Annotated in this window: 23 protein-coding genes; 10 read left to right on the top strand and 13 right to left on the bottom strand. The window is 70.3% G+C overall.

Annotation, left to right across the window (positions count from 1 at the left end):
* Positions 1–245: 245 nt before the first annotated feature.
* From EHO50_RS30775 to EHO50_RS30750, 7 genes are all read right to left on the bottom strand, one after another.
* Positions 246–1847, bottom strand: a complete 1602-nt coding sequence (locus EHO50_RS30775) for a dipeptide ABC transporter ATP-binding protein (protein WP_128434506.1) — start codon at positions 1845–1847, stop codon at positions 246–248.
* Positions 1844–2842, bottom strand: coding sequence for an ABC transporter permease (locus tag EHO50_RS30770; RefSeq protein WP_128434505.1), 999 nt, complete (start codon positions 2840–2842; stop codon positions 1844–1846). The genes EHO50_RS30775 and EHO50_RS30770 overlap by 4 nt, the downstream gene beginning before the upstream one ends.
* Positions 2843–2867: 25 nt before the next feature.
* On the bottom strand, positions 2868–3854 hold the full coding sequence (locus EHO50_RS30765; RefSeq protein WP_128434504.1) for an ABC transporter permease: 987 nt from the start codon (positions 3852–3854) through the stop codon (positions 2868–2870).
* Between the two features lie 4 nt (positions 3855–3858).
* Positions 3859–5577 carry an ABC transporter substrate-binding protein gene (locus EHO50_RS30760; protein ID WP_128434503.1) on the bottom strand — a complete coding sequence of 573 codons (1719 nt, stop codon included), beginning with the start codon at positions 5575–5577 and terminating at the stop codon, positions 3859–3861.
* Positions 5578–5816: 239 nt separating this feature from the next.
* Entirely contained in the window at positions 5817–5909 is a 93-nt protein-coding gene (locus tag EHO50_RS45890; RefSeq protein WP_323377644.1) for an Ms4533A family Cys-rich leader peptide, read from the bottom strand.
* A 56-nt stretch (positions 5910–5965) separates the two neighbouring features.
* A complete protein-coding gene (locus EHO50_RS30755) occupies positions 5966–7672 on the bottom strand; it encodes a DUF3152 domain-containing protein (RefSeq protein WP_164904985.1) in 1707 nt (568 codons plus the stop codon).
* Between the two features lie 8 nt (positions 7673–7680).
* Positions 7681–8793, bottom strand: coding sequence for an alpha/beta fold hydrolase (locus tag EHO50_RS30750; protein ID WP_128434502.1), 1113 nt, complete (start codon positions 8791–8793; stop codon positions 7681–7683).
* Positions 8794–9063: 270 nt separating this feature from the next.
* Here EHO50_RS30750 and EHO50_RS30745 point away from each other — a divergent pair, with 270 nt between their 5' ends.
* From EHO50_RS30745 to EHO50_RS30730, 4 genes are all read left to right on the top strand, one after another.
* Positions 9064–9288, top strand: a complete 225-nt coding sequence (locus tag EHO50_RS30745; RefSeq protein WP_128434501.1) for a hypothetical protein — start codon at positions 9064–9066, stop codon at positions 9286–9288.
* Positions 9289–9560: 272 nt separating this feature from the next.
* Positions 9561–10202, top strand: a complete 642-nt coding sequence (locus EHO50_RS30740; RefSeq protein WP_128434500.1) for a TetR/AcrR family transcriptional regulator — start codon at positions 9561–9563, stop codon at positions 10200–10202.
* 151 nt (positions 10203–10353) lie between these two features.
* On the top strand, positions 10354–10581 hold the full coding sequence (locus EHO50_RS30735; RefSeq protein ID WP_003998121.1) for a DUF3107 domain-containing protein: 228 nt from the start codon (positions 10354–10356) through the stop codon (positions 10579–10581).
* A 186-nt stretch (positions 10582–10767) separates the two neighbouring features.
* Positions 10768–11037 (top strand): hypothetical protein, encoded by a 270-nt coding sequence (locus EHO50_RS30730; protein ID WP_128434499.1) that lies wholly within the window; start codon positions 10768–10770, stop codon positions 11035–11037.
* A gap of 389 nt (positions 11038–11426) precedes the next feature.
* Here EHO50_RS30730 and EHO50_RS30725 read toward each other — a convergent pair whose 3' ends face one another.
* Entirely contained in the window at positions 11427–12182 is a 756-nt protein-coding gene (locus EHO50_RS30725) for a ferritin-like fold-containing protein (protein WP_373921934.1), read from the bottom strand.
* Between the two features lie 308 nt (positions 12183–12490).
* On the opposite strand from EHO50_RS30725, the gene EHO50_RS30715 reads away from it, so the two are divergent.
* Positions 12491–15262, top strand: a complete 2772-nt coding sequence (locus EHO50_RS30715; protein WP_164904984.1) for a DEAD/DEAH box helicase — start codon at positions 12491–12493, stop codon at positions 15260–15262.
* Between the two features lie 591 nt (positions 15263–15853).
* Positions 15854–16744, top strand: coding sequence for an alpha/beta fold hydrolase (locus EHO50_RS30710; RefSeq protein ID WP_128434495.1), 891 nt, complete (start codon positions 15854–15856; stop codon positions 16742–16744).
* A gap of 52 nt (positions 16745–16796) precedes the next feature.
* Here the strand turns inward: EHO50_RS30710 and EHO50_RS30705 are convergent, their stop codons facing one another.
* A complete protein-coding gene (locus tag EHO50_RS30705) occupies positions 16797–17690 on the bottom strand; it encodes an NYN domain-containing protein (protein WP_128434494.1) in 894 nt (297 codons plus the stop codon).
* 221 nt (positions 17691–17911) lie between these two features.
* Here EHO50_RS30705 and EHO50_RS30700 point away from each other — a divergent pair, with 221 nt between their 5' ends.
* Positions 17912–18064: a hypothetical protein gene (locus EHO50_RS30700; protein WP_093906763.1), complete on the top strand. Its 153-nt coding sequence runs from the start codon at positions 17912–17914 to the stop codon at positions 18062–18064.
* A gap of 81 nt (positions 18065–18145) precedes the next feature.
* On the opposite strand, the gene EHO50_RS30695 is transcribed toward EHO50_RS30700, so the two are convergent.
* From EHO50_RS30695 to EHO50_RS30685, 3 genes are all read right to left on the bottom strand, one after another.
* The gene (locus EHO50_RS30695; RefSeq protein ID WP_128434493.1) at positions 18146–18751 is read right to left on the bottom strand and encodes a MarC family protein; all 606 of its coding nucleotides are present in this window, start codon (positions 18749–18751) and stop codon (positions 18146–18148) included.
* A 113-nt stretch (positions 18752–18864) separates the two neighbouring features.
* Positions 18865–19722, bottom strand: a complete 858-nt coding sequence (locus tag EHO50_RS30690) for a PHP domain-containing protein (RefSeq protein ID WP_128434492.1) — start codon at positions 19720–19722, stop codon at positions 18865–18867.
* Positions 19723–19985: 263 nt separating this feature from the next.
* Positions 19986–20627 carry a DUF6758 family protein gene (locus EHO50_RS30685; RefSeq protein WP_128434491.1) on the bottom strand — a complete coding sequence of 214 codons (642 nt, stop codon included), beginning with the start codon at positions 20625–20627 and terminating at the stop codon, positions 19986–19988.
* Positions 20628–20750: 123 nt separating this feature from the next.
* On the opposite strand from EHO50_RS30685, the gene EHO50_RS30680 reads away from it, so the two are divergent.
* Positions 20751–21959: an MFS transporter gene (locus EHO50_RS30680; RefSeq protein WP_128434490.1), complete on the top strand. Its 1209-nt coding sequence runs from the start codon at positions 20751–20753 to the stop codon at positions 21957–21959.
* 41 nt (positions 21960–22000) lie between these two features.
* On the opposite strand, the gene EHO50_RS30675 is transcribed toward EHO50_RS30680, so the two are convergent.
* A complete protein-coding gene (locus EHO50_RS30675; protein ID WP_128434489.1) occupies positions 22001–22585 on the bottom strand; it encodes a suppressor of fused domain protein in 585 nt (194 codons plus the stop codon).
* A gap of 507 nt (positions 22586–23092) precedes the next feature.
* Here EHO50_RS30675 and EHO50_RS30670 point away from each other — a divergent pair.
* Together EHO50_RS30670 and EHO50_RS30665 are read left to right on the top strand one after the other, a co-directional pair.
* Positions 23093–24208, top strand: a complete 1116-nt coding sequence (locus EHO50_RS30670) for a magnesium and cobalt transport protein CorA (protein ID WP_128434488.1) — start codon at positions 23093–23095, stop codon at positions 24206–24208.
* 32 nt (positions 24209–24240) lie between these two features.
* Entirely contained in the window at positions 24241–24765 is a 525-nt protein-coding gene (locus EHO50_RS30665) for a hypothetical protein (RefSeq protein WP_128434487.1), read from the top strand.
* Positions 24766–24768 lie beyond the last annotated feature (3 nt).

Here is a 24768-nt window from a genome sequence, read left to right as displayed (position 1 = left end):
TAGGGGAGCCGCCGTTCCCCCGGCGGCTCACAGCGGGACGAACGTATGTGGACAAGGCGGTGGCGCGACGGACGGTTGTCCATCGCGCCACCAAAAGGGGTGAACGGTCGTAACTTTCCCGTGCAGGTCGCGTTCCGTCGCGCTAAGAGATCAAACGCGCACGCATCGTCACACCTGAACGGCTTGGACGCTCAGACCTGAAACGGCTCGGGCAGTCATACCTTGAGCCCCGACGGCTCGGGCGGTCACACCACAGCCAACTCCCGTCGCGCCGCCCGCCGCTGGGCCGCGATCCGCGGGTCGAGTGCCGGTACGGCGGCCAGGAGCTGCTTGGTGTACGGGTTTTGCGGGTTGTCGTACACCTCGTCGGCGGGGCCTTCCTCGACGATCCGCCCGCGCCGCATCACCGCGACCCGGTCGCTGACCTGGCGCACGACGGCGAGGTCGTGTGCGACGAAGACGAGCGCGAGTCCGAGTTCGCGCTGCAACTCGCCGAGCAGGGCGACCACCTGGGCCTGCGTGGTCACGTCAAGCGCGGAGACGGGCTCGTCGCAGACGATGACGCGCGGGTCGGCCGCGAGCGCCCGAGCGATGCCCACGCGCTGGCGCTGGCCTCCGCTGAACTCGTGCGGGTAGCGGTCGTAGTGCGCCGCTTCGAGCCCCACGCGCTCCAGCAGTTCCCGTACACGCCCCCGAATGCGCCCCTCATCGGCCTCGCCACGCGCGCGTAGCGGGTCGGCTATCGACTCGCCCACGCTGCGGCGGGGGTTGAGGGAGGAGACCGGGTCCTGGAAGACCATCTGTACTGCGGGATTCACGCCCACGCGCGCGTGGCCGTCGTAACGGACCTCGCCCGCCGTCGGTTCCAGGAGGCCGACCAGCATGCGTCCGAGGGTCGTCTTGCCGCTGCCGCTCTCCCCCACGATCCCGAGGGTCTCGCCGCGACGGATCGTCAGCGACACGTCATCCACCGCCGTGAACGCCCGCTTCCCGCGCCCGAATTCACGCCTCAGACCGGTCGCCTCCAGGACGGCCTCGGCCGGCTTCTCAGGAACCTCGGCATGGCCGCGGGGCGCGTCCACACGCGGGACCGCGCCGAGCAGTTCGCGCGTGTACGGCTGCGCGGGCGATCCCAGTACGGCGGAGACCGGCCCGTGTTCCACCGCCCGGCCGTGCCTCATCACCAGCACCTCGTCGACGCTCTCGGCGGCGACTCCGACGTCATGCGTGACGAGGAGGAGCCCCATGCCGGTCTCCTCGCGGAGCGTGTGCAGGAGGTCGAGGATCTGGGCCTGGACGGTCACGTCGAGCGCGGTCGTCGGCTCGTCGGCGATCAGCAGGCCGGGTGCGCAGGCCAGCGCCATGGCGATGAGGGCGCGCTGGCGCATGCCGCCGCTGAACTCGTGCGGGCGCGAGCGGGATCGCCGTACCGCGTCCGGAATGCCGACCCGGTCCAGCACCTCCACGGCACGCGCGCGTGCCGCCCGTCGCGAGGCACGCGTGTGCACGCGGTACACCTCGGCGATCTGGTCGCCGATCGCGTAGTAGGGGTCCAGGGACGACAGTGGGTCCTGGAAGACCATGGCGGCCTTCCCGCCGCGCAGCCGCCGCAGTTCGTCGTCGGACGCCGCCTGTACGTCGACGCCCGCGACCTCGATCGAGCCGCCGACCCGCGCGCCCGTGCCGCGGTGCAGCCCGAGCAGGGCCGAGGCGACCGTGGACTTGCCGGAGCCGGACTCGCCGACGAGGGCGAGCGCGGCGCCCTGCTCCAGGCGGAAGGTGAGGCCGTCGACCGCGTGCAGGGACCCGAACTCGACCGTCAGGTCCGTGACGTTCACCAGGCTCATGCCAGCACCACCCGTCGATCGGCCACCGCATACAGCACGTCCGCGACTACGTTGGCGACGACCACGAAGAATCCGATGACCAGGACCATGCCGACGACGACCGGAAGGTCGACCACGTTCACGGCGTGGACCAGTTCCTGCCCGATGCCGGGCAGTCCGAAGAGCGTCTCGGTGAGCACCGCGCCGCCGACCGCGCTGCCGAAGTTGTTGGCGTTGAGCGCGATGACCGGCGCGAGTGCCCCGCGCAGCGCGTGCCGTCCGATGACCGACCGCTCGCCGACGCCGTAGGCCCGGAAGGTGCGGATGTGGTCCTCGGCCAGCGTCTCCAGCATCGCCGCCCGGGTCAGCCGGGCGAAGGCGGCGGCCTCGATCAGGGCGAGCGAGAGCCAGGGCAGCAGCAGGTTCCACGCCCACTGTTCGGGATCGTCGGTGAAGGCGACGTACTGCGGGAACGGCAGCAGTTGAAACTGCCCGCAGACGACGATCATCAGGACGAGCCCGATGACGAAGACCGGCGTGGCCACGCCGGCGAGCGTGACGCCGGTCAGCAGCCGCTCGGTGAGCCGGCCGCGCCGCCAGGCGGACAGGACACCGGTGCCGACGCCGAGGATCAGCCACAGCACCATGGCGCCGAACACCAGCGACAGGCTCACCGGCAGCTTCGCCAGGATCAGCGCGGTGACCTGCTGGTCACTCTGGTACGACAGCCCGAGGCAGGGCGCCGAGCAGTGCTCCACGGACGTGCCCGTCGAGTAGTCCTGGCCGACGACGAGGCCCTGCAGGAAGTGCCAGTACTGCGTGTACAGCGGGTCGTTCAGGTGCAGTTGCTCGGCGACCTGCTGCACCTGGGCGGGTGAGCAGCGCGGGCCGCAGGTGATCTGGGCGACGTTGCCGGGGGTGACGTAGAAGACGACGTAGACGATCACCGAGATGGCGAACAGGGTGACGACGGCACCGACGGTCCGGCGCAGCGCGAATCCACCGAAGCCGCTCATGCCTTGGCCCCCTCTCCCATGGCCCTCATGCCTTGGCCTCCCTCTTGCGGCCGGTGCCGACGCGCAGCCGGGACGCCGCGCGCGGGTCGAGCGCCGTGCGCACACCGTCGCCGAGGACGGTCAGCGCGAGGACGGTGACGAAGAGCGCGCCGGCGGGCAGCAGCAGGTACTGCGGAGCGGCCTGGTACCAGACGTCGGCGGCGGTGAGCATCTGTCCCCAGGACGGCGTCGGCGGCTTCACGCCGACGCCCAGGAAGGACAGGGCTGCCTCGACGGTGATGTTCTGCGGGATCAGGAGCGCGGCGTACGTGATGACCGGCGCCGCGAGTCCCGGGAGCAGCTCGCGGACGGCGATCCGCCAGGTGCGCCAGCCGCTGAGCCGGGCGGCGGCGACGTAGTCGAGCCCCTTGAGGGTGAGCGTCTGGGCACGCACGATCTTCGCGATGCTGCCCCATGCGATCAGCCCGATCACGAGGGCGACCAGCACGGGCCGCGGGAAACTCGACGGCACGATCGCGAGCAGCGCCAACGCCATGATCATCAACGGCATCGCCACGATGACGTCGGTGAAGCGGCTCAGCAGCTGATCGACCCAGCGGCTGCCCAGCGCGGCCGCGACGCCCACCACGACGCCGATGGCGACCTGGACGACGGTCGCGGCCAGCGCGACGCCGAGGGAGACCCTGGCCCCGTACACCAGCCGCGCGAAGAGGTCCCGGCCGGTCTGCGGTTCGACACCGAGCCAGTGATCGGCGCTCACTCCCCCGAACGATCCGATGGGCACGCCTCCGCGCGCGGAGTCCACCAGGGACGGGTGGTAGGTGGTCGGGTCCTGGCCCTCGATCGCGGTGAGCAGCGGTGCGGCGAGCGCGACCAGGACGAGCAGTGCGACGACGACCGCCGCGACCAGGGCGGCGCGCTGCGTTCGCAGCCGCCGCCAGAACTGACGGGCCCCCGAGGCTCCCGGAGCAGACACCCCGGGAGCCTCGACGGCGAGAACTGCCTCACTCACGGCGCTACTTCACCGCGACCTGGGAGATGTCCAGAACACCGGTCCAGTCACTGATCACGACGTTCTTGATGTCCTTGCCGTACAGCCGCTTGTAGACCGGGTGGAACAGCGGCACGGTCAGCGCCTGCTCACCGATCTTCTTGTCCAGTGCACCCCACCGCTCGGCGGCGGCGTCAAGATCGGTCAACTTGTTGATCGCGTCGATCTCGGCATTGACCGACTTGTCATCGAGCAGGCCCGTGTTGAAGTTCGCGCCGTCCTTGACGATCTGCCGGCCGTCGAAGATCGGGGCGAGGAAGGGACCTCCGGAGGGCCAGTCGGCACCCCAGTGGGCAAGGAAGAAGCCGGGCTCGGTCTTCACGTTGTGGATCTTGTCGGAGTAGTCGTTCTCCTCCAGCCCCTGCAGCTTGACCGTGATGCCGGCCTTCTTCAGCGCGTCCTGGATCGCGGTGGCGATCTCGGGGCTGGTCTCGAAGTCCTTGGCGTTGGAGTGGGTCAGGGTGACGGTGAGCCCGTTCTTGTAACCGGCCTGAGCCAGCAGCTCCTTGGCCTTCGCGGCGTTGCCCGCCTTGCCGGCCGGGAACAGGTCGTACGGCTCGTAGCCGAAGGACTTCTGGTTCGGCAGGAAGGTGGTGGCGGGCTCGGCGAGCGCGGAACCGCCCGCGGCGTTGATCACGGACGACCGGTCGATGGCGTACGAGATCGCCTGCCGCACCTTGGCGTTGTCGAACGGCTTGATCGTCGGATTGAACGCGATGTAGTTGGTGTAGCCGAAGTGTCCGGTACCGACGCGAGCAGCAAGGTCCTTGTCGCCGGTCACCTTGGCCAGCTCGGCCGGGCCGAGGTTGGTGTCCGTGGTGACCGCGGCCGCGTCCGCGCCCTGGGACGAGGACAGCCGCTGATTGATCACGGACGAGTCGAGCCCGGACCGTACGTCGACCTTGTCGGGGTAGGCCTTGCGCTCGGCGTCCGTCGAGGCGGACCAGTAGGTGTTGCGCTCCAGGACGAGCCGCTCACCGTCGTTCTCGTTGCTGACGACCTTGTACGGGCCGGAGGAGACCGGGTGCTCCTCGTATTTCGTGCCCGTGTCCTTGCTCTTCGGCACGGGCGTGAACTGCGTCTGCGTGGCCAGGTACGGGAACTCGCCCTCGGGCTTGTTCAGATGGAAGACGATGGTCCGCTCGTCCGGCGTCTCGATCGCCGAGAGGCCCTTCTTGTCCTTGTACGGCCCCTGGTAGTCGGCGGCGCCGACCAGCCAGTCCCGCAAGTAGGGGGCGCCGCCGGACAGTTCGGGCGCGAAGGAGCGCTCGATGCCGTACTTGATATCGGCTGAGGTGATCTTGGTGCCGTCCTCGTACTTGAGCCCCTCCTTGAGGGTGTACGTCCACACGGTCGCGTCCTTGTTGGGGCGCCCGGTGTCGGTGGCCAGGTCGGGGACGACCTCGGCGCCGGCCTCGCCGTTCTCGCGGTTGCGGGTGGTGAGCGTACGGAAGACCAGGGAAGGGACGTTTCCGCCGCCGGAGGTGTACAGGCGGGCGGGGTCGAAGTCCTCCTGCGGGTTGGAGTTCAGGACCGTGAGCGTGCCGCCCTTGTGGGGCGTGGAGTCGCCGCCGGCAGCCTTGGCATCGTTGTCCTCAGGCCCGCAGGCGGCGGCGCCCGCTGCCACGACCAGGCTGACGGATGCCGCGGCCACGCGGCGCGCTATGACGGACGGTTGACGCATCGGAGACGACCTCTCGGATTGATTGCTCTCGCACTTGATCGATCTCGCATCTACGGGTCGGGCGATCCGACCCGTTCTCGAATGGCGAGACGATTCGACGAGGAATGAGACGGAGATGGGCAGACGTCCGCCCCGGCGCCGGGTCGTCAGAAGTCCATGAACGAGACGCGGGACGGAAAACCCGTCAGCGGCTCACAGGAGTGGAAAAAGATCGCGACACGAACGCCGAAGGGCGGGCGTCAGCGACAGTGAATGTCGGCCACACACAGGGCGGTCACACCGATGAGCGCCAGCTCGATGGCGGCGCGAGAGGAGGTGTGACGGGTCGACATGTGCAGAAATATGTATGAACTCGCTGCACATGTCAATGTGACGTATGAGTCACGCGTCAACTCCCGGGATACGGCCAGGGGTTGGCCCGGCAGTGAATCCCGCCATGGTCGAGGAACTTGGTCTGCTGCTGCATGACCGGGGCGAGGTCGCCGTCCTTGTCGCAGGTGACGTGGTTGTAGCGGAGCCGGTGGCCGACCTCGTGATTGATCAGCATCTGCCGGTACGCGTGGATCCGATCACCGTACGTCTCCGACCCCTGCGCCCATCTGTACGCATTGATCATCACGCGCTCGGTGGCGAGGGAGTCGCACGACACGTTGTCGACGGTGGTGTCCAGACCGGACTTGGCGCACCAGTCGGCCGTCGTACCGGGACTGGCCAGCGTGATCACGAAGTCGGGCTTGCCGGAGTAGATGCGCTCGAACGTGCGGGCACCGTTGTGTGCCCAGCTGCGGTCGTCGTTGAGCGTCTTCTGCACGGCCTGTGCGAAGAGTTCCCCGTCGAGCCCGAGCCCCTGCTCCACATCCACGCGATAGGTGAACTTCTGCCCCACGCCGGGCGCCTTGTCGATCCCCGGGACCGCGTCGAACTTCCCCGAGCCCTTGAGCTCGGCGCTGAGCGCGTACCTCTGGTTGATCTTCTGCTCGTACGTCAGCGGCGCCACGCTCGGCGCCGGCCGCCCGTCCCCACGCGAGGCCGAATCACGGTCGTCCCGCGCCTGATCCGTGGCGGACTGCGACTGTACGTCGCTGTCCTCCCGCCCCTTCGTGACCTGCCCGGCGACGACCACGGCCAGCACGGTGACGACGGCGGCGGCCGCGATGCCGGTGAAGGCCCGGCCCTTGGCACCCTTCGCCGGCACGGGCTCACCGGTCGGCGGGGCGTCGTCGTCGAACTCGGCGTCGGCGTCGGTGTCGTTCGCGACGCCGATACGAGCCCCGGCCTCGGTGTCCCAGTCGGTGACGGAGGCGTACGGGTCGGTGTCGTTCGCGGCGCCGGACGTACGGGGCGCGAAGACGTCGACGTCCGCCTCGAAGGCGTCGAGATAGTCCTGCCTGGGCCCCTCGAACGGCGATGCCCGCCGGGGCCGGGGCAGGGGAACATCGGTCACCGGTGGAGGCCCGGCCGCCGCGGGAGCGCCGTACGCAACCCCGCCACGCCCCCTCAACTCACCCCAGCCACCACCCGGTTCACGCTGCTCGGGGTGACCGCCGCGGGCTTGGGGGGTGCCGTGGGCGGGGGTGCCGTCCGGCAGACGAGGAACACCGTGGGCGGGGGTGCCGTCGGGGAGCCTCGGAAAACCATGCGCGGGCGTGCCATCGGGCAGTCTCGGAAAACCATGGGCAGGCGTGCCATCAGGCAGCCTCGGGACCCCCTGCGCGGGCGTGCCGTCCGGGAACCCCCGCCCGCCATACACCGGAGCCCCACCCGCCGGCATCCCCTGCCGAGCGGGCGGCGGACCGGGCACCCGGCGACCGCCGGGCCCACCAGGACCACCAGGACCACCGAGAGGGCCGGGACCACCGGGTCTACCGCCAGAACCGGGGCCACCAGCCCCACCGGCCTGCGACCAACCACCCCGCCCCGCGCCCGGAACCGCACCCGGCCGTGCGGCGGGGATCCTGCCGGATCCCGTACCCGGCACGGATGGCCCCCGCTGGCCCGCCCCCGTCTCCGGTTGCGCTCCCCGAGAGCCCTGTCGTGCAGTTGTGTCCGCGGTGTCGCGTTTGGCGGCAGATCCGCGACGGCTGTGGCGTCCCACGTCGCGCCTCAGCTCCCCGCGTTCTCGGTCACGGCCTCGCCGGCGGCGGCAGCCCTGCCCCCGGCGCCGTCCGCGCCCCGGCCGACAGCCGCGGTCGCAGCCTCGCCGCCCCCGGTCGCAGCCTCGCCGGCCGCGACGCGCCCGCCGCTCGCGACGGCCGCCGACTCCCCTGCCTCCGCGAGAAGTTCAAGGAACGCCCGACCGACCACCTCCGGGTACTCCATCATCGCCACGTGCCCGGCCTCCGGCAGGCTCAGCAGGCGGGAGTCGCGGAAGGTGCGCGCGGCCCTCCGGCACATGCGGTAGCCCACGAGCTGGTCCCGGCCGCCGTAGATGAGCAGCGTAGGGGCCAGCACCCGCTCGGCCTGGCGCCACAGCGCGTGCTGGCCGCCCAGCGTGTAGGCGTTGACCAGCCCGCGCGCGGAACGCGTCATCGCGTCCCAGAAGTACGGCAGTTGCAGCCGCCGTTCCATCTCCTCGACGGCGTTACGGAATCCTTCCGGCGTCACGCGCTCGGGGTCGCCGTAACAGAGATGCATCACGCCACGGACTCGCTGCTCCGCCGTCCACCCCCTGCTGAGCCGGGCGAAGAGCCCGGTCACTCCGGGCACGGCGAGCAGGGCCGTGGGCACAGCCGTGCGCTGGACGCGGATCTCAGGCAGCGCGGGCGACACAAGAGTGAGCGTACGGACCAAATCGGGACGGACCGCCGCGACGCGCGTGGTGACCGCGCCGCCGAGCGAGTTGCCGAAGAGGTGTACGGGGCCGCGACCGGAGGCGTCGAGATAACGAATCACCGCGCGTGCGTGCGCGGTGATCGAGTAGTCGCCGTCGTCCGGCGGCGGCGAGTCGCCGAAGCCCGGCAGGTCGACGGCCTCGCAGTCGACGTGCCCCTCGAGCCGCTCCATCAGCGTCGACCAGTTCTGCGAGGAACCGCCGAGTCCATGGACGTACAGCGCGGGCGGCAGCCCCTCGCGTGCGGGCGGCCTCGAACGCACCGTCAGCGTGATCCCCGGCAGCCCGACCGATCGAAGCCGCTCCCCCTCCGCGACCCTGACGGTCGCCACCTTGGGCAGCACATTGGCAGTCGCCGGCGCGGACGGGAGTTCGGTCGAAGACATGCGGCAATGTTACGAGACGATCACGCCGTGGTTCATGTGTTCGCCGTCACAAGTCGACACGTACATGGCAACCATACGGTCCCCCCTGGCCCCACCCGGCCAGGCCCGACGCCCGCGAAGCCCGCCCGAATTGCCCACAGATCCCCCGCAGATCGCATAGCGTCCGGAACCTGTGTCTCCTAGGCTCATACGCAGGGCACCCGCATATGGACCCCTGCTTCACCCAGGGACGTTGTGCCCCACGGGGACGTTCTAGGAAGGGAGCCCGCAATGGCCGTCGATCCCACCGACCCCGAGACATTCGTGAACGACGACACCGAGGAAGCCCAGGAGTTCGACGTCGAGGCCCCCGCGGCCGACGCGGCCGAGCAGCACGCCGATGTCCGTCCGGACCGCGACGACCCGATGACCGGCGCGAACAAGGACCGGGCCAACGAGGCCGACCTGGCCGAACAGGCACGCGTCGTCTCCATCGACGAGGACGACTATCGGTGACCACCGGTCACCACTGGTGGCAGCAGTCGGCGAAGGCGCAGCCGGACGCGAAAGAGAGCGGAAGAAAGCGCCGAAGGGAGCGCGGAAGAGAGCGCCACTGAGCAGGAATGAGGCTATTTGTTGCCCGTTCCGGCCCGTTTTCAAACCTTCTGCACGACTTTCGTCACCGTCCGGTCCGTGAAATTCTGCGCTCGCACCGCGCACAGCAGGGTTACCGAAAAGTACGATGGCGGCGCGGCGCACACCGCATGTGGACGACATTGGGAGGCGGCGTGACAGCCATCGAGCAGACAGAGGCGGCACGCCCGCGGGGCACTCGCCTGCCGCGCCGTGCCCGACGGAACCAGCTTCTGGGCGCTGCCCAGGAGGTCTTCGTCGCGCAGGGTTATCACGCTGCCGCGATGGACGACATCGCCGAGCGCGCCGGCGTCAGCAAGCCGGTGCTCTACCAGCACTTCCCGGGCAAGCTCGACCTCTACCTCGCACTGCTGGACCAGCACTGCGAGTCCCTGATCCAGGCCGTACGGAACGCGCTTGCTTCGACGACCGACAACAAGCAGCGCGTACGGGCGACGATGGACGCCTACTTCGCGTACGTCGAGGACGACGGCGGCGCCTTCCGCCTGGTCTTCGAGTCGGACCTGACGAACGAACCGGCCGTGCGCGAGCGCGTCGACAAGGTCACGATCGAGTGCGCCGAGGCGATCCGCGACGTCATCGCCGAGGACACCGGCCTCTCGCGCGCGGAGTCGATGCTCCTCGCCTCCGGCCTCGGCGGCCTCGCCCAGGTCGTGGCCCGCTCCTGGCTGCACAGCGACCGCAGCGTTCCGCGCGACGAGGCGGTGCAGCTGCTGACGTCCCTGGCGTGGCGCGGCATCGCGGGCTTCCCGATGCACGGCACGGAGCACCACTGACACGCACGCGCGTGTGCGGGGCGTTTGTTCCCGTCCGCTGTTCGCTCCTGGCGTTCTCGGGCGGAGCGTGTACGTCCCCTCACCGGGCTAATGTGTGCTGGGTACGGCGCGGAAGGTCGCGCACTTCACTGACCGTCGGAGGGACATAGCCGTGGAGGTCAAGATCGGCGTGCAGCACGCGCCCCGCGAGATCGTTCTGGAGAGCGGTCAGAGTGCCGAGGAGGTCGAGCGGGCCGTGTCCGAGGCGCTGGCCGGGAAGTCACAGCTGCTGACCCTCGTGGATGAGCACGGCCGTAAGGTCCTGGTCCCGGCCGAGCGCCTGGCGTACGTGGAGCTCGGTGAGCCGGCCCCGCGCAAGGTGGGCTTCGGCGCGCTGTAGGCAGGCGCCGCCGGACAGGCGTGACGGGAGGGGCCCGGCGACAACCATCGGTCGCCGGGCCCCTCCCTTTTTCTCTCCACGGATGGAGCACAGGTCGATCACAGAGGAGGATTGCATTCCGCAGGTCAGGGGTATGACGGGCTACGACCGTTTCGAGCAGGCCGGCCATGTGGGAGGGACCCCAACATGCTCTTGGAAGCGCTCAGCTCCGCGATCCTCGGCCTGGCCCTGGCATGGGCTGCCGCCCACCGCCTGCCGCACCGCCTGCCCGCCCGCTCCCTGGTCCTGCCGACGGGTGTCGCCGGCGCCCTCTTCGGCGCCTTCATCACGCACACCGCGCTGGGCTTCGGCAACCTCTTCCTGATCCTCATCGGCGCGGCAGCACTCTCCGCCGCCTCCCTCTCCCTGCTGGTACGCCCCGCGGGAAGACTCCACCGCCACTCGGCGACCGCATAGACCCCGGGGAGCGGCCGCAAAAGCCCTGACGTCACCCCGGGCAGCTTCCCTGAACGCCGGTCCGCCCTTCCAGCCGCCCGGCGCTCGAGAACGAGCCCACGCCATCCCGATCCCCCATCCACCCGCAGGGCGCGCTGCCTCGCGGCGGCGGCATCATCCAACCCGTCCGGCGTCCGAGGACGAGCACGGCCATCCCGATCCCCCACCCACCCGCAGGGGGCTTCACCTCTCGACGCCGGCCCAGGCATTTCAGCCCGTCCGGCGTTTGAGGACGAGGCCCGTTCAGGGCCGAAGCGGGGGTCTGGGGGCCGCAGGCCCCCAGAACGCGGGGTCGAAGGGGCGGCAGCCCCTGGAGGACGGGACGGGTAGGGGCGGCGGGGGCGAAAACCCTACGCGGCCAACCCCAGCGCAGCCATCCGCTTGGTGTGCGCCTCAGTAATCCGCGAAAACATCCGCCCGACCTCCGCGAGATCGAACCCGTCCGCGACCCCACCCACGAGCATCGTCGACAGCGCATCCCGATCCGCAACCACCCGCTGCGACTGCGACAGCGCCTCCCCCATCAACCGCCGCGCCCACAACGCCAACCGCCCGCCCACACGCGGATCGGCATCGATCGCGGCCCGCACCTTCTCGACGGCGAACGACGCATGCCCGGTGTCGTCCAGCACGGCCAGCACAAGACCGCGCGAGTCCGAGTCGAGCCGAGCCGCGACCTCCCGGTAGAAGTCACTGGCGATCGAGTCACCGACGTACGCCTTGACGAGCCCCTCCAGCCAGTCCGAAGGCGCCGTCTGCTTGTGGAACCCGTCCAGCGCGGCGACGAACGGCTCCATCGCCTCCGTCGGCTCGGCCCCGATCTCGGTGAGCCGGTCCCGCAGCTTCTCGTAGTGGTGGAACTCCGCCGACGCCATCTTCGCCAGCTCCGCCTTGTCCGCCAGCGTCGGCGCCAGCTTGGCGTCCTCCGCCAGCCGCTCGAACGCCGCCAGCTCCCCGTAGGCCAGCGCGCCGAGCAGGTCCACGACAGCGGCCCGGTACTGCGGATCGGCGGAGGCCTGCGCCCAGTCCTGGGCGGCGACCCCGGTGTGTTCGACAGTGGAGTCAGCGGTGTCAGAGGCGTCAGGGGTGTTGTCAGGCGTCGTCATGAAGCGCACAATAGCCCGCTCACCGTGACAGGGAAGGCCCTGGTCAATGAGTGTGACGCCGACTACGTGACCAATTCGGCCATCGCATGTGCGCGTTTCCGGGGTATGGTGGTAATGCGCCTGCTGAATACTCTGACGTATTCGACGGGCCGCACGTTATGAGGATGCCCGGTCGGTGGCCCGATCGGCTCCGACCCGACAGCCCTCCCCGGCCGTACGGCACTGTGCGTACGACGACCGGAGGGACACCCTCAGCGGTACGAGCGCTAGAGCGTCGGCAGTGGTCCCGTGCCTTACGGCCCGACCGTATGGCAGCCGACGTCCCCCGGCACGGTCCGTCAAAGACCCCCGCGCTCGCCTCGCACCGCGTACACAGAAGAGGCAGCACCCTGACTACGACTTTCCGAGAGCTCGGAATCCTTCCCGAGACCGCCGAGGCCCTTGAGGCCGTCGGCATCGTCAACCCCTTCCCCATCCAGGAGATGACCCTCCCCGTCGCCCTCTCCGGCACGGACGTCATCGGCCAGGCCAAGACCGGCACCGGCAAGACGCTGGGCTTCGGTCTCCCGCTCCTGGAGCGCGTCACCGTCCCCGCCGACGTGGAGGCCGGTCGCGCCAAGCCCGAGGCCCTCACCGACGCCCCGCAGGCCCTCGTCGTCGTCCCCACGCGCGAGCTGTGCACGCAGGTCACCAACGACCTGCTGACCGCGGGCAAGGTGCGCAACGTCCGCGTCCTCGCCATCTACGGCGGCCGGGCCTACGAGCCCCAGGTCGAGGCCCTCAAGAAGGGTGTCGACGTCATCGTCGGCACCCCGGGCCGACTGCTGGACCTCGCGGGCCAGAAGAAGCTCGACCTCAAGCACATCAAGGCGCTCGTCCTCGACGAGGCCGACGAGATGCTCGACCTGGGCTTCCTGCCCGACGTCGAGAAGATCATCAACATGCTGCCGGCCCGCCGCCAGACCATGCTGTTCTCGGCGACCATGCCGGGCGCGGTCATCGGCCTCGCGCGCCGCTACATGTCGCAGCCCACCCACATCCGCGCCACCGCGCCGGACGACGAGGGCGCGACGGTCGCGAACACCGCGCAGTTCGTCTACCGCGCGCACAACATGGACAAGCCGGAGATGGTCGCGCGCATACTGCAGGCCGACGGCCGGGGACTGGCCATGGTCTTCTGCCGTACCAAGCGCACCGCGGCCGACCTCGCCGACCAGCTCCAGCAGCGCGGCTTCGCCGCCGGCGCGGTCCACGGCGACCTCGGCCAGGGCGCGCGCGAGCAGGCGCTGCGCGCCTTCCGCAACGGCAAGGTGGACGTCCTCGTCTGCACCGACGTCGCCGCGCGCGGCATCGACGTCGAGGGCGTGACCCACGTCATCAACTACCAGTCTCCCGAAGAGGAGAAGACGTACCTGCACCGCATCGGCCGTACCGGCCGCGCGGGTGCGAAGGGCATCGCGATCACGCTCGTCGACTGGGACGACATCCCGCGCTGGCAGCTGATCAACAAGGCGCTGGAGCTCGACTTCAACGACCCGCCGGAGACGTACTCCACGTCCCCGCACCTCTTCGAGGAACTGAACATCCCGGCCGGCACCAAGGGTGTCCTGCCGCGCTCGGAGCGCACGCGCGCCGGGCTCGGAGCGGAGGAGCTGGAGGACCTCGGCGAGACCGGCGGACGCGGTGCGCGCGGTCGCGGTGGCCGAGGCGGCCGGGACGAGTCCCGCTCGTCCTCGCCGGACCGCGAGCGCCCGGCACGTACGCCGCGTCGTCGCCGTCGTACGCGCGGCGGAGCCTCGCTGGACGAGACGTCGGCGCCGGTCGCCGGTCCTGCGGCGACGGACGAGACCGTCGAGGCCACCACGGCGGAGTCCGTGACCGCGCCCCGCACCCCGCGCCGCCGTCGCCGTACGCGCGGCGGAGCATCGGCGGAGCCGACCCCTGCCGTGACGGCCACGTCCTCGGCGCCCGAGCCCGCGGAGGCCGCAGAGGCTGCCGTCGCCACGGCTGAGGGTCCGTCCGTGGACACCGCCGAGGAGGCCACGGCGAAGCCGCGCCGCCGCCGGACGCGCAAGTCGGCGGAGCCGAAGGCGACTTCGGCGGAAGCCGTGCCGGCGCCCGAGGCGGAGGCCGCGAAGATCGCGGAGGCGGTGCAGACGTCCGAGCCCGCTACGGCTGTTACGGCTCCTGCGGCCCCTGCGGCTCCCCAGGTCGCGGCGCCCGAGGAGGCCCCCGCCGCGAAGCCGCGCCGCCGCACCCGCAAGGCAACGGCCGCCGCCGAAGCCGTGGTCGACACGGCCGAGGGCACCACCGAGGCCGCACAGGAGACGCCGGAGGCGACGGAGGCCAAGCCGCGCCGCCGGACCCGTAAGGCAACGGCCGCTGCCGAGACCGCCGTCGACACGGCAGAGGCCACCGAGGCCAAGCCCAAGACGCGCCGCACCCGCAAGACCGCGGCGACCGTCGAAGCCCCCGCCCCCGCCGCCGACATCCCGGCCCAGACGGTCCAGGAGGCGGAGGCCGCCGAGGCCAAGCCCAAGGCACGGCGCACCCGCAAGACTGCGGCGTCCGCCGCCGCCGAGGCTGCCGTCGACACGGTCGAGGCCACCGAGGCCAAGCCCAAGACGCGCCGTACGCGCAAGGCGACGGTCGCGGCCGAAGCCGCTGTGGACGTCGCCGAGGGTACGGAGGCGAAGCCGCGCCGTACTCGCAAGGCCGCTGCGACCGCTGCGAGCGCCACGACCGTCGCTGAGCCGGAGGCCGCCGAGGCCAAGCCGCGGCGTACCCGTAAGGCAACGGTCGCCGCCGAGGCTGCCGTCGACACGGCCGAGGCCACCGAGGCCAAGCCCAAGGTGCGCCGCACCCGCAAGACCGCGGCGTCCGCCGCGCCGGCCGCCGACATCCCGGCGCAGGCCACGCAGGAGCCGACGGTCACGGAGGCTGCCGCCCCGCGCCGCCGCACCCGTAAGGCCGTGGCGACCGTGGAGGCCGTCGACGGCACGGCGGAGGTCGCCGAGGTGAAGCCCAAGGTGCGCCGTACGCGTAAGGCCACGGCCGCCACGGAGCCCGTGGAGAGCTGATCTCCCGTACGACGGCCCGGTCCCGCCTCGCGCGGAGCCGGGCCGTCGGCGTTCCTGGATTCGCCCCCGCCGCCCCTACCCTTCCCGTCCTTGAAGGGGCTGCCGCCCCTTCGACCCCGCCCCTGGGGGCCTGCGGCCCCCAGACCCCCGCTTCGGCCCTGAACGGGCCTCGTCCTCAAGCGCCGGACGGGCTGGATTGCCTGGGCCTGCGTCCAGAAGCGCAGCCCCGGACGGGCTGGATTGCCTGGGGCGGCGTCGAGAGGTGGAGCCCCCTACGGGTGGGTGGGGGATCGGGAAGGCGGAGCTCGCCCTCAGACGCCGGACCGGCTGGAAGACGCCGACCAGCGCCGGGAAGGGCCATCAGCGCCCCGAGGCACAGCCCCCAGCGGGCAGGTAGGGGCTAGGGATGGCGGGACTCGCCCTCAGACGCCGGACCGGCTGGAAGATGTCGGCCAGCGCCGGGAAGTGACCGTCAGCGCCGCCAGGCACAACCCCCAGCGCCCCCCCAAACCGGCTGAGTGATGCGGACCGGCGCCATACAGCAGACCCCGGCCTCGACACCGTCCAGTCGCCGCCCGCTACCCTCCCCCCGTGACCACCGAACCCGCCTTCACGCCGCCCCCGAACGCCCGCGCCTACGCCCTCCACACCTCCCGCGGCGCGTTCGCCGTCGTCGACTCCCCGGCCGCCCCCGGTGTCGAGCCCCGAGGTGTCGCCCTGCTGCTCCCCGGGTTCACCGGCAGCAAGGAGGACTTCACGCTCATGCACGAGCCGCTCGCGGCGCGCGGCTACCGTACGGTCGCCGTCGACGGTCGCGGGCAGCATGAGTCGGACGGCCCCGAGGACGACGAATCCGCTTACGCGCAGGGCGAGTTGGCCCGGGACGTTCTCGCTCAGGCGGCAGCCCTGGGCACCCTCGACACGCCGCTCCACCTCTTCGGCCACTCCCTCGGCGGCCAGATCGCCCGTGCGGCCGTCCTCCTCGACCATTCGCCGTTCCGCTCGCTCACCCTCATGGCGTCGGGGCCCGCCCAGATCTCCGACTCTCAGCAGCAGCGCGTGAAGTTGCTGCGGGACGCGCTCGCGGTGATGACCATGGCCGAGACCTGGGAGGCGATCCGCGCGATGGGGCCGCCCGAGGAGGTCGGCGGGCCGGCGCGCGGCATCGGTGGCCAGGAGCTGCTGCGTCGCCGTTGGCTCGGCACGAAGCCCGCGCAACTTTTCGCGACGGGACGTCAGTTGTGCACGGAACCGGACCGCGTCGACGAACTGGCCGCCGTACCGCTCCCGTTCCACGTCCTGTCGGGCGCCAGCGACGACACCTGGCCGGTCCCGGTCCTGGACGACATGGCCGCACGCCTGAACGCCCACCGGACGATCATCCCCGGCGCCGAGCACTCCCCCAACGCCGACCAGCCCCTGCGCACGGCCCAGGCCGTCGCCGACTTCTGGGACACCGTCGACGTGACTGACGCCAAGTGACCTGCGGATCCGGCAGTAGCTGCCGGCAGCGCGGCCGCTGCAGCCAGTGCGGCTAGTACTGCGCCTGCAAGTGCTCCCAGAATCCGTCCCGCAACGCCCGCCGCAGATCGGCCTGCCCGCGCAGCGAGTACTGCAGCAGGCCCTCCGCCTCCACCAGCAGGTCCTGGTCCACCGAACCGGGCAGATAGGGATGCCCGGGCAGCAACTCCACGAGCGACTCCCGCCCCCTCGCCGCGAGCCACTTCGCCGCGATCTGCGCGCCGACGAACCGGACGTCGTCCCGCGTCGGCCGGGCCCCCGCCGCCTCGTACGCGGCGGCCGTGCGCCGGGAGACGTACGGCTTGAAGAAGTCGAGGTCGAAGGTGCGCTGGCTGTCGACCTCCCAGAGCAGGGGCTCGGCCTGGTTGCGGCCCTCCGGCGCCTCGATGCCCCACAGGTGCACCCGCGCCCCGTACCCCTGCGCCGCCTCGACCGCCGACACCAGGTCCTCGTCCCCGCCGAGCAGGGCCGCGTCGCTGATGGCGCGGTGCCTGGCGAGTGACTCCAGGTCGGTCCTGATGAGGGAGTCGACGCCTTTCTGCTGGTTGTTGGCGTTGAGGTTGCCCAGCCGCACCTTCACGTCAGGAAGTTCGGCGATCGACTGCTGTTCCGCCGTGTGGATACGGCGCCGGGCGCCGTCGTACCAGTAGACCCGCAGCAGCCTGCTGTCGGCGAAGATCGTGCGTGCCCGGTCGATGAGTGCCTCGATCAGTCCCTCGGCGTCCAGGTCGAAGGCCCGGCGGTCCTCCGTCCCGGCGACCAGCCGTCCCGCGGCGGCGTACAGATAGCCCGCGTCGACGAAGATCGCGTGGGTCGAGGGCGTCTTCGCCACCTCGGCGAGCATGCGTTGCAGCAGCTCGTTGGTGTGGTCGATGCGGGCGGCGAGTGCCGCGAGGTCGTCGTTCATCGCCTCCATTGTCCCGGCGGTCACGCTGCGAACACAACCGGTCCCGGTCGGTCCCACCTTGATCCCTCTGCAACCACTTACCGGTCAGTAGTTAGCCGTTCGAAAAATTTCTTTAGCGTAGGGAATGTTTGTAACACGCAGGCCGTTGCATACGTGTGTAACCAAGCAAGACGTACCTCAGTAGTTCTCCTCAGGAGGATGACCAGACGAAGGGAGAAGCCATGCGCTTCGAAATCATGCGACTCGACGAGGTCGACGGCACGCCCGTGGACAGCACCGTCGTGGACGCCGCCTCCGTCAACCGGATCGTTCAGCAGGCCGCCGCGATCGGACAGCGGCTGTGGATCCGACCGGCCGAGACCACGGCCTCGTAACAGACGCGGATCACCGCAGAAGCTTCAGGGCCCCGTACGGCTACGACGCCGTACGGGGCCCTTTTGTGCACGCGAGGGGCCTCAGCTCCCCTGGATCACCTGCGTGACCCCGTTGATGATCTGCTGCACCGCGATCGCCGACAGCATCATGCCCGCGAGCCGCGTCACCAGGACCACTCCGCCGTCCTTGATGACCCGGATGATCAGCAGCGAGTACCGCATCACGAGCCACAGCACGACATGGATGGCGAGGATCGCCGTCCACACCGACACCTGCATGGCCATGCTGTCGGCCTTCTGCACGGCGAGGATGACCGACACGATCGCTCCCGGCCCGGCCAGCAGCGGCATGCCCAGCGGTACGAGGGCGACGTTGACGTCCTTGGTCTGCTTCGGCTCGTCGGTCTTGCCGGTGAGCAGGTCGAGCGCGATCAGCAGGAGCAGCAGCCCACCCGCGATCATCAGCGCGGGGACCGAGACGTGCAGGTAGTCGAGGATCTGGTGGCCGAGGAGCCCGAACACCGTGATCACACCGCCCGCCACACAGACGGCCTGGAAGGCCATCCGCTTCTGCACCTTGGCCGGACGACCGGCGGTGAGCGCGAGGAAGATCGGGGTGATCCCGGGGGGATCCATGATGACGAAGAGGGTCAGGAAGAGGGAGCCGAAGACGGCGAGATCGAACATGGGTGAGCCTTGCGAAGGGGGCTACCGCTGTGGGCAGTCGTTCCGCAGGGCGGAACGGGTGGACACAGCCTGCAGCGCCGGGTGAGATGAAACGGACCTGTGGGTGAGAGACCTCAGACCCCGCCGGTCCCCGGGACGGGAAACGCTCCGGTCGCCCGCCGCGTGATCTCGCCGTACACCTCGGGATCCGTCGTGTACTCGCCGAGGACGCACGTCTTGCGGCTGCCGTGGTAGTCGCTGGACCCGGTCGTCAGCAGCCCGAGCTCCTTGGCGAGCCCGCGCAGCCGCGCACGCGTGTCGAGGTCGTGGTCCATGTGGTCGACCTCGATGCCGTCGAGCCCGGCCGCGGCCAGGTCGGCGATCGCGGACTCCGGCACCGTACGGCCCCGCTTGCTCGCGGCCGGATGCGCGAAGACGGTGACCCCGCCCGCTGCCTTGATCAGCCGGATCGCCTCGAACGGGTCGGTCTCGTGCTTCTCCACGAAGGCCCGCCCGCCGTCGGCCAGCCAGTCCTCGGTGAAGGCGTCACTCACGGTCGGTACGACACCGAGCTCGACCAGCGCGGAGGCGACGTGCGGCCGGCCGACCGAGCCGTCACCGGCGATCCGCAGCACCTGCTCCCAGGTGACGGGCACGCCCAGCGCGTTGAGCTTGGCGACCATGCCCTGGGCCCGGGGCACCCGGTCGTCGCGCACCAGCTCCCGCTCGGCGAGCAGCGCCGGCTCCTCGGGGTCGAAGAGGTAGGCCAGCATGTGCATGCTGATGCCGTCGATACGACAGGACAGCTCGGCGCCGGTGACGAGGCTGAGCCCACGCGGCAGCGCGGCGATCGCCTCGGCGTGTCCGCGGGTGGTGTCGTGATCGGTGAGCGCCACGACGTCCAGTCCGGCCGCGGCGGCGTTGCGCACGAGCTCGGCCGGGCTGTCCGTACCGTCGGAGGCGGTGGAGTGGGTGTGCAGATCGATGCGCACGACACAAACTCCAGACACCGGCGGAACGGAAGGGGACGCTCAAGGATAACCGCATATTCAACGACCCTGTCACACCCGTACGCCTCTAGCGCCCCCTACACACACGCCCCCAGGGGCACGGGGCTGTGTCGATATGCGGCTCCGCCGCGTGGGCGCGACCAGCCACACACCACCCGCGGCCGCACATCACGCTCGACTACCCGAGCCCGAAGGCGCCCCACGGCTCGACCCAGCGGAGCGCTACGGCTCAACCCAGCGGAGCGCTACGGCTCGAGCAAGCGTGGCGACAAGGCCCCACAGGGCACCAACTCCAGCTCCGCCCCCGCATCCCGCAGGTCCGTCAGCACCAGCTCGTCGTACATCAACAACCCCGACTGCTCGGGCCACATGACCGCCCACAGCCACATACCGAGCGCCTCGCCCGCGAAGACGGCACGGTCGTCGGGGGTGCGGTAGACGTGCCACAGCGGGGTCGGGCGGCCGGCGGCGAGGACCTTGGCCTGGGGTGGCTTCTCGACGTTCATGTACGGCCCCGGGTCCGGGCCGTCGATGCCCGCATAGCGCGCGCCGAGGCCGACACCGAGCTCCTCGGCGACCAGGATCAGCTCGCCCATGCCGCCGAGCGGCCCCGGGCCGGAGCAGGCCACGGCGCTCGCACGGCCGCCGCTGCGGTCGTCGCCCGCGCTGGCGACGCCCGTGAACAGCCAGCCGATCGGCAGCGGCCACGGCATCCAGACGGGCACCTGCGTGCGATGCATGACAACGCCGAGGGCCTCGACGCTCGGCGGGATCACGGGCTGCACCGGATGCACGGTGCCGTGCACATCGCACTGCCAGGTGTCGGCGAAGAGGCCGGGAGCCCTGACCCGGCCACCACACTTCGGGCAACTGGGTTCGCCCCTCATAGGGCCCCACGGTCCTACCCCTTCTGCGTCACGTCAAGGACGATCACCCGTCCGGGCGGAACCCGCTCACCGAGGGAGCTGATTCCTTTGCGTTCCTTAGCGTGCCTAAGTTAATATGTGTATATGCCATCTACTTCTCTGCGGCAGCCGAAGGCCGTGTGGGCGACGGCCGGCGCGTCCGTCGTCGCCTTCATGGGCATCGGACTCGTCGACCCGATCCTGCCGTCCATCGCGAGCGGCCTGAACGCCACGGCCGGACAGGTCTCCCTGCTCTTCACCTCGTACTTCCTCATCACCGCCGTGGCGATGCTGGTCACCGGCTTCGTCTCCAGCCGGATCGGCGGCCGCAAGACCCTGCTGCTCGGCCTCGCGTTCGTGGTCGTCTTCGCCGGGCTCGCGGGCACCTCCGGATCGGTCGGTGAACTGGTCGGGTTCCGGGCGGGCTGGGGGCTCGGCAACGCGCTCTTCGTCTCCACGGCCCTCGCCGTCATCGTCGGCGCGGCAGCCTGCGGCAGCGCCGCGGCGATCCTGCTGTACGAGTCCGCCCTCGGCCTCGGCATGGCGTGCGGGCCGCTGCTGGGCGCGCTGCTCGGCGACGCCAGCTGGCGCTACCCGTTCTTCGGTACGGCCTTCCTGATGGCGGTCGGCTTCCTGTGCATCTCGGTGTTCCTGAAGGAACAGCCGACGCCGGCCCGCAAGACCTCACTCCTGGACCCGCTCAAGGCACTCGGACACGGCGGCCTGGCATCCACGGCAGTCTCGGCGTTCTTCTACAACTACACGTTCTTCACGGTGCTGGCCTTCACGCCGTTCGTGCTGGACATGAGCCCGTACCGGTCGGGTGCGGTGTTCTTCGCCTGGGGTGTGCTGCTCGCCGTGTTCTCGGTGGTCGTGGCGCCGCGCATGCAGGAGCGGTTCGGTTCGCTGAAGGTGCTCGGCGGCTCGCTGGTGCTGCTCGCCGTGGACGTGCTGGTCCTCGGCTACGGCGACCACACCACCGCCGTCGTCTGCACGATCCTGTCCGGCGCGTTCATCGGCGTGAACAACACCGTCTACACGGAGCTGGCCCTCGGTGTCTCCGACGCACCTCGCCCCGTGGCGAGCGCGGGCTACAACTTCGTGCGGTGGTTCGCGGCGGCGGCCGCGCCGTTCTTCGCGCCGAGGATCGAGGAGTGGACCGGCAGCACCCACATCCCGTTCGTGGTGGCGGCGGTCACCGCCGTGGCCGGCGCGCTCGTGGTCGTCGTACGGCGGAAGGCGCTCACCCGTGACGCGCAGGAGTCGGAGACGCGGCACGCGACCGAGGACAGCGTCGCGGTGTTCGCCAACTGATGGTTTTCGGCCACCGGTTGGTGAGGTTGCTCACGCGATCGTCAGTCAAGCGGAACGGACGTGCGAGCTGGATCCCGGAGGTCCGTCCCGTTCGTCAGCCAGCGCTCCTGAAGGGCCTGGGCGCCGTGCACGCGCTTCCAGGCGGCCTCGTTCGGGGTCATGGGGAGCAAGGGCAGGAAGTGCACGGGGCCGGCCGGCTCGTCGAGTTCCAGGTCCTCGACCAGGCCGCCCGGCTCGGCGACCAGGACCGAGGTGAACGGGGCGCCGGGCCACAGCGGTTCGCCCACGTCCAGTGAGGCACCCGGGGCCACGATCACGCCTTCCACCTGCGGGGACGCGGCGAGTACGGCGAGCGGGCGGAGCACCTTGTCGGTGTCCGCGACGCCGGAACGGATGGAGAGGACCAGCTCGGCGCGCGGCCCCTTGACCGGGTCGGCGAGCACCGCGGTGGGGTCGCTCATGGGCTGCGCGGACATGCCGAGCGTGGCGTAGCGGACGATGTCGCCCTCCTGGAAACGGAGCACCTCGATGCGGTCCGTACCGAGGAAGGTGACCGCCGCGCGCGCGTCCGGTTCGCCCAGCGCGGTGCGCAACCGGGCCTCGACCAGAGGAAGAACATCAGCCATGCGGCGAGCATAGAACTCGTCAGTACCGGGCAAAGCAGCGCCTTGACACTTCAGTCGGCTGATACTCTTGCCCGGTGTTCGGGACAGCATGCAGAGGCGTCGCGATCGAGTCCCGACACCGATAAAGACTCCCCTACGGGGAACCCCGAACGGGGTGTGGATCGTCCCTCACGAGGGACCGGCCGGAGGAGGTGGGGCTGTCATGGATCGAAGTCGACCGTGCAGTACCACTCGCTCTTCCCGCCACTGATGTAGCTGATTCGGCTGTTCCGGCTCTGGCTGACCGCCGCCTTTCACGCTCGCGTCTTCACACGGAAGAGCACTTCGTTTCGCTTTGCCTGATCTGTCTGATCTGAATCAGCAACGAAGCCCGCCACCGCGACGGTGCGGTGCTCCCCGCTTTGTGGACGTGCCAAACATCCTGAGGTCAGGACGTCCCCATTCCGGGCAGTTCCACCCGTCCGGCGGCCCTCCACGCTTCGTTGCCCGTTGCGAAGGAGCCTGCCCATGTCGATGATCCGCGACCTGCGTGCCGTGGTCCGCCCGTCCCGCATCTCACTGCGCAAGGACACCGGCGCGTACGACACCACCCGCGACCCTGCGACGCCCTCCGCCGTCGTCGACTGCGCCGTCTACCGGAACGGCGCTCGCGTCGAGAGCGCGAAGCCCCTGACCCCGCACGAGGCGATGCGTCAGGTGCGGCGTGACGGCGGCTTCGTGTGGATCGGACTGCACGAGCCGACTGAGGCCGAATTCTCCGGAATCGCCAGCGAGTTCGGGCTGCACCCGCTGGCCGTGGAAGACGCGGTGCAGGCCCACCAGCGGCCCAAGCTGGAGCGGTACGACGACTCCCTGTTCACCGTCTTCAAGACCATCCACTACGTCGAGCACGACGAACTCACCGCCAACAGCGAGATCGTCGAGACCGGCGAGGTCATGTGCTTCACCGGGCGGGACTTCTTCATCACCGTCCGGCACGGCGGCCAGGGCTCGCTGCGGGCGCTGCGGCACCGGCTGCAGGACGACCCCGAGCTGCTCGCCAAGGGCCCGTCGGCCGTGCTGCACGCGATCGCCGACCATGTCGTCGACGGGTATGTCGCCGTCGCCGACGCGGTGCAGGACGACATCGACGAGGTGGAGACGGAGGTGTTCTCGCCGGGGCGCAAGGGGTCGCCGCGCGGCACGGACGCGGGCCGGATCTACCAACTCAAGCGTGAGGTGCTGGAGTTCAAGCGCGCCGTGTCGCCGCTGCTGCGTCCCATGCAGCTGCTGAGCGAGCGGCCGATGCGGCTGATCGACCCGGACATCCAGAAGTACTTCCGGGACGTCGCCGACCACCTCGCCCGCGTGCAGGAGCAGGTCATCGGCTTCGACGAGCTGCTCAACTCGATCCTCCAGGCCAACCTCGCGCAGGCGTCCGTGGCGCAGAACGAGGACATGCGGAAGATCACGTCCTGGGCCGCGATCATCGCCGTACCGACGATGGTGTGCGGTGTGTACGGGATGAACTTCAAGCACATGCCCGAGCTGCACTGGAAGTACGGCTACCCGGTGATCATGAGCATCACGGTGGCCATCTGCCTCGGCATCCACCGCACGCTGAAGCGGAACGGATGGCTCTGACCCGGCCGGCGACCGCTGGATAGTCTTGGGCCATGACAAGCGAGCTGCTCGACCAGGCCCTCGTCGAGGAGGCCACGAAGAAGTCCGGCCTCATCTGGGTCAAGGGGCCCGGTGTCCCCGCCCGGGCGCTGTGGCACGTGTGGCACGAGGGTGCGGCGTGTGTCGTGGGCGACGGGCCGGGCGAGCAGCCGCTGCCGGGGCTGGCCGACGGCGGCTCCGCCGAGGTCACCGTGCGCAGCAAGGACAAGGGCGGCCGGCTGGTCTCCTGGACCGCGACGGTCGTCGAACTCGCCTCGGGCTCCGAGCAGTGGGAGGCGACGGTTGCCGAGCTGAAGGGCAAGCGGCTCAACGCTCCCGACGGCGAGGCCATGCCGTCCCGCTGGGCCCGCGAGTGCCGGGTGCTGCGCCTGGAGCCGACGGGAGCCACCGCCCCGCTGCCGGACGGCTCCCTGGCCGAGGCGCCGCTGCCGTCCCCGGCGACGACACGTCAGCCGATCCCTGCGGGGCTGCCGCGGCTGCTGCTGAAGAAGAAGAAGAAGAAGCGGCGCCGCCGGTAGCAG

Origin of the sequence: Streptomyces cyaneus, from assembly GCF_004028635.1 — a bacterium.
Taxonomy (GTDB): Bacteria; Actinomycetota; Actinomycetes; order Streptomycetales; family Streptomycetaceae; genus Streptomyces; species Streptomyces cyaneus.
The sequence above is the reverse complement of the archived record's forward strand: the minus strand, read 5'-3'. Positions and strand labels throughout refer to the sequence as shown.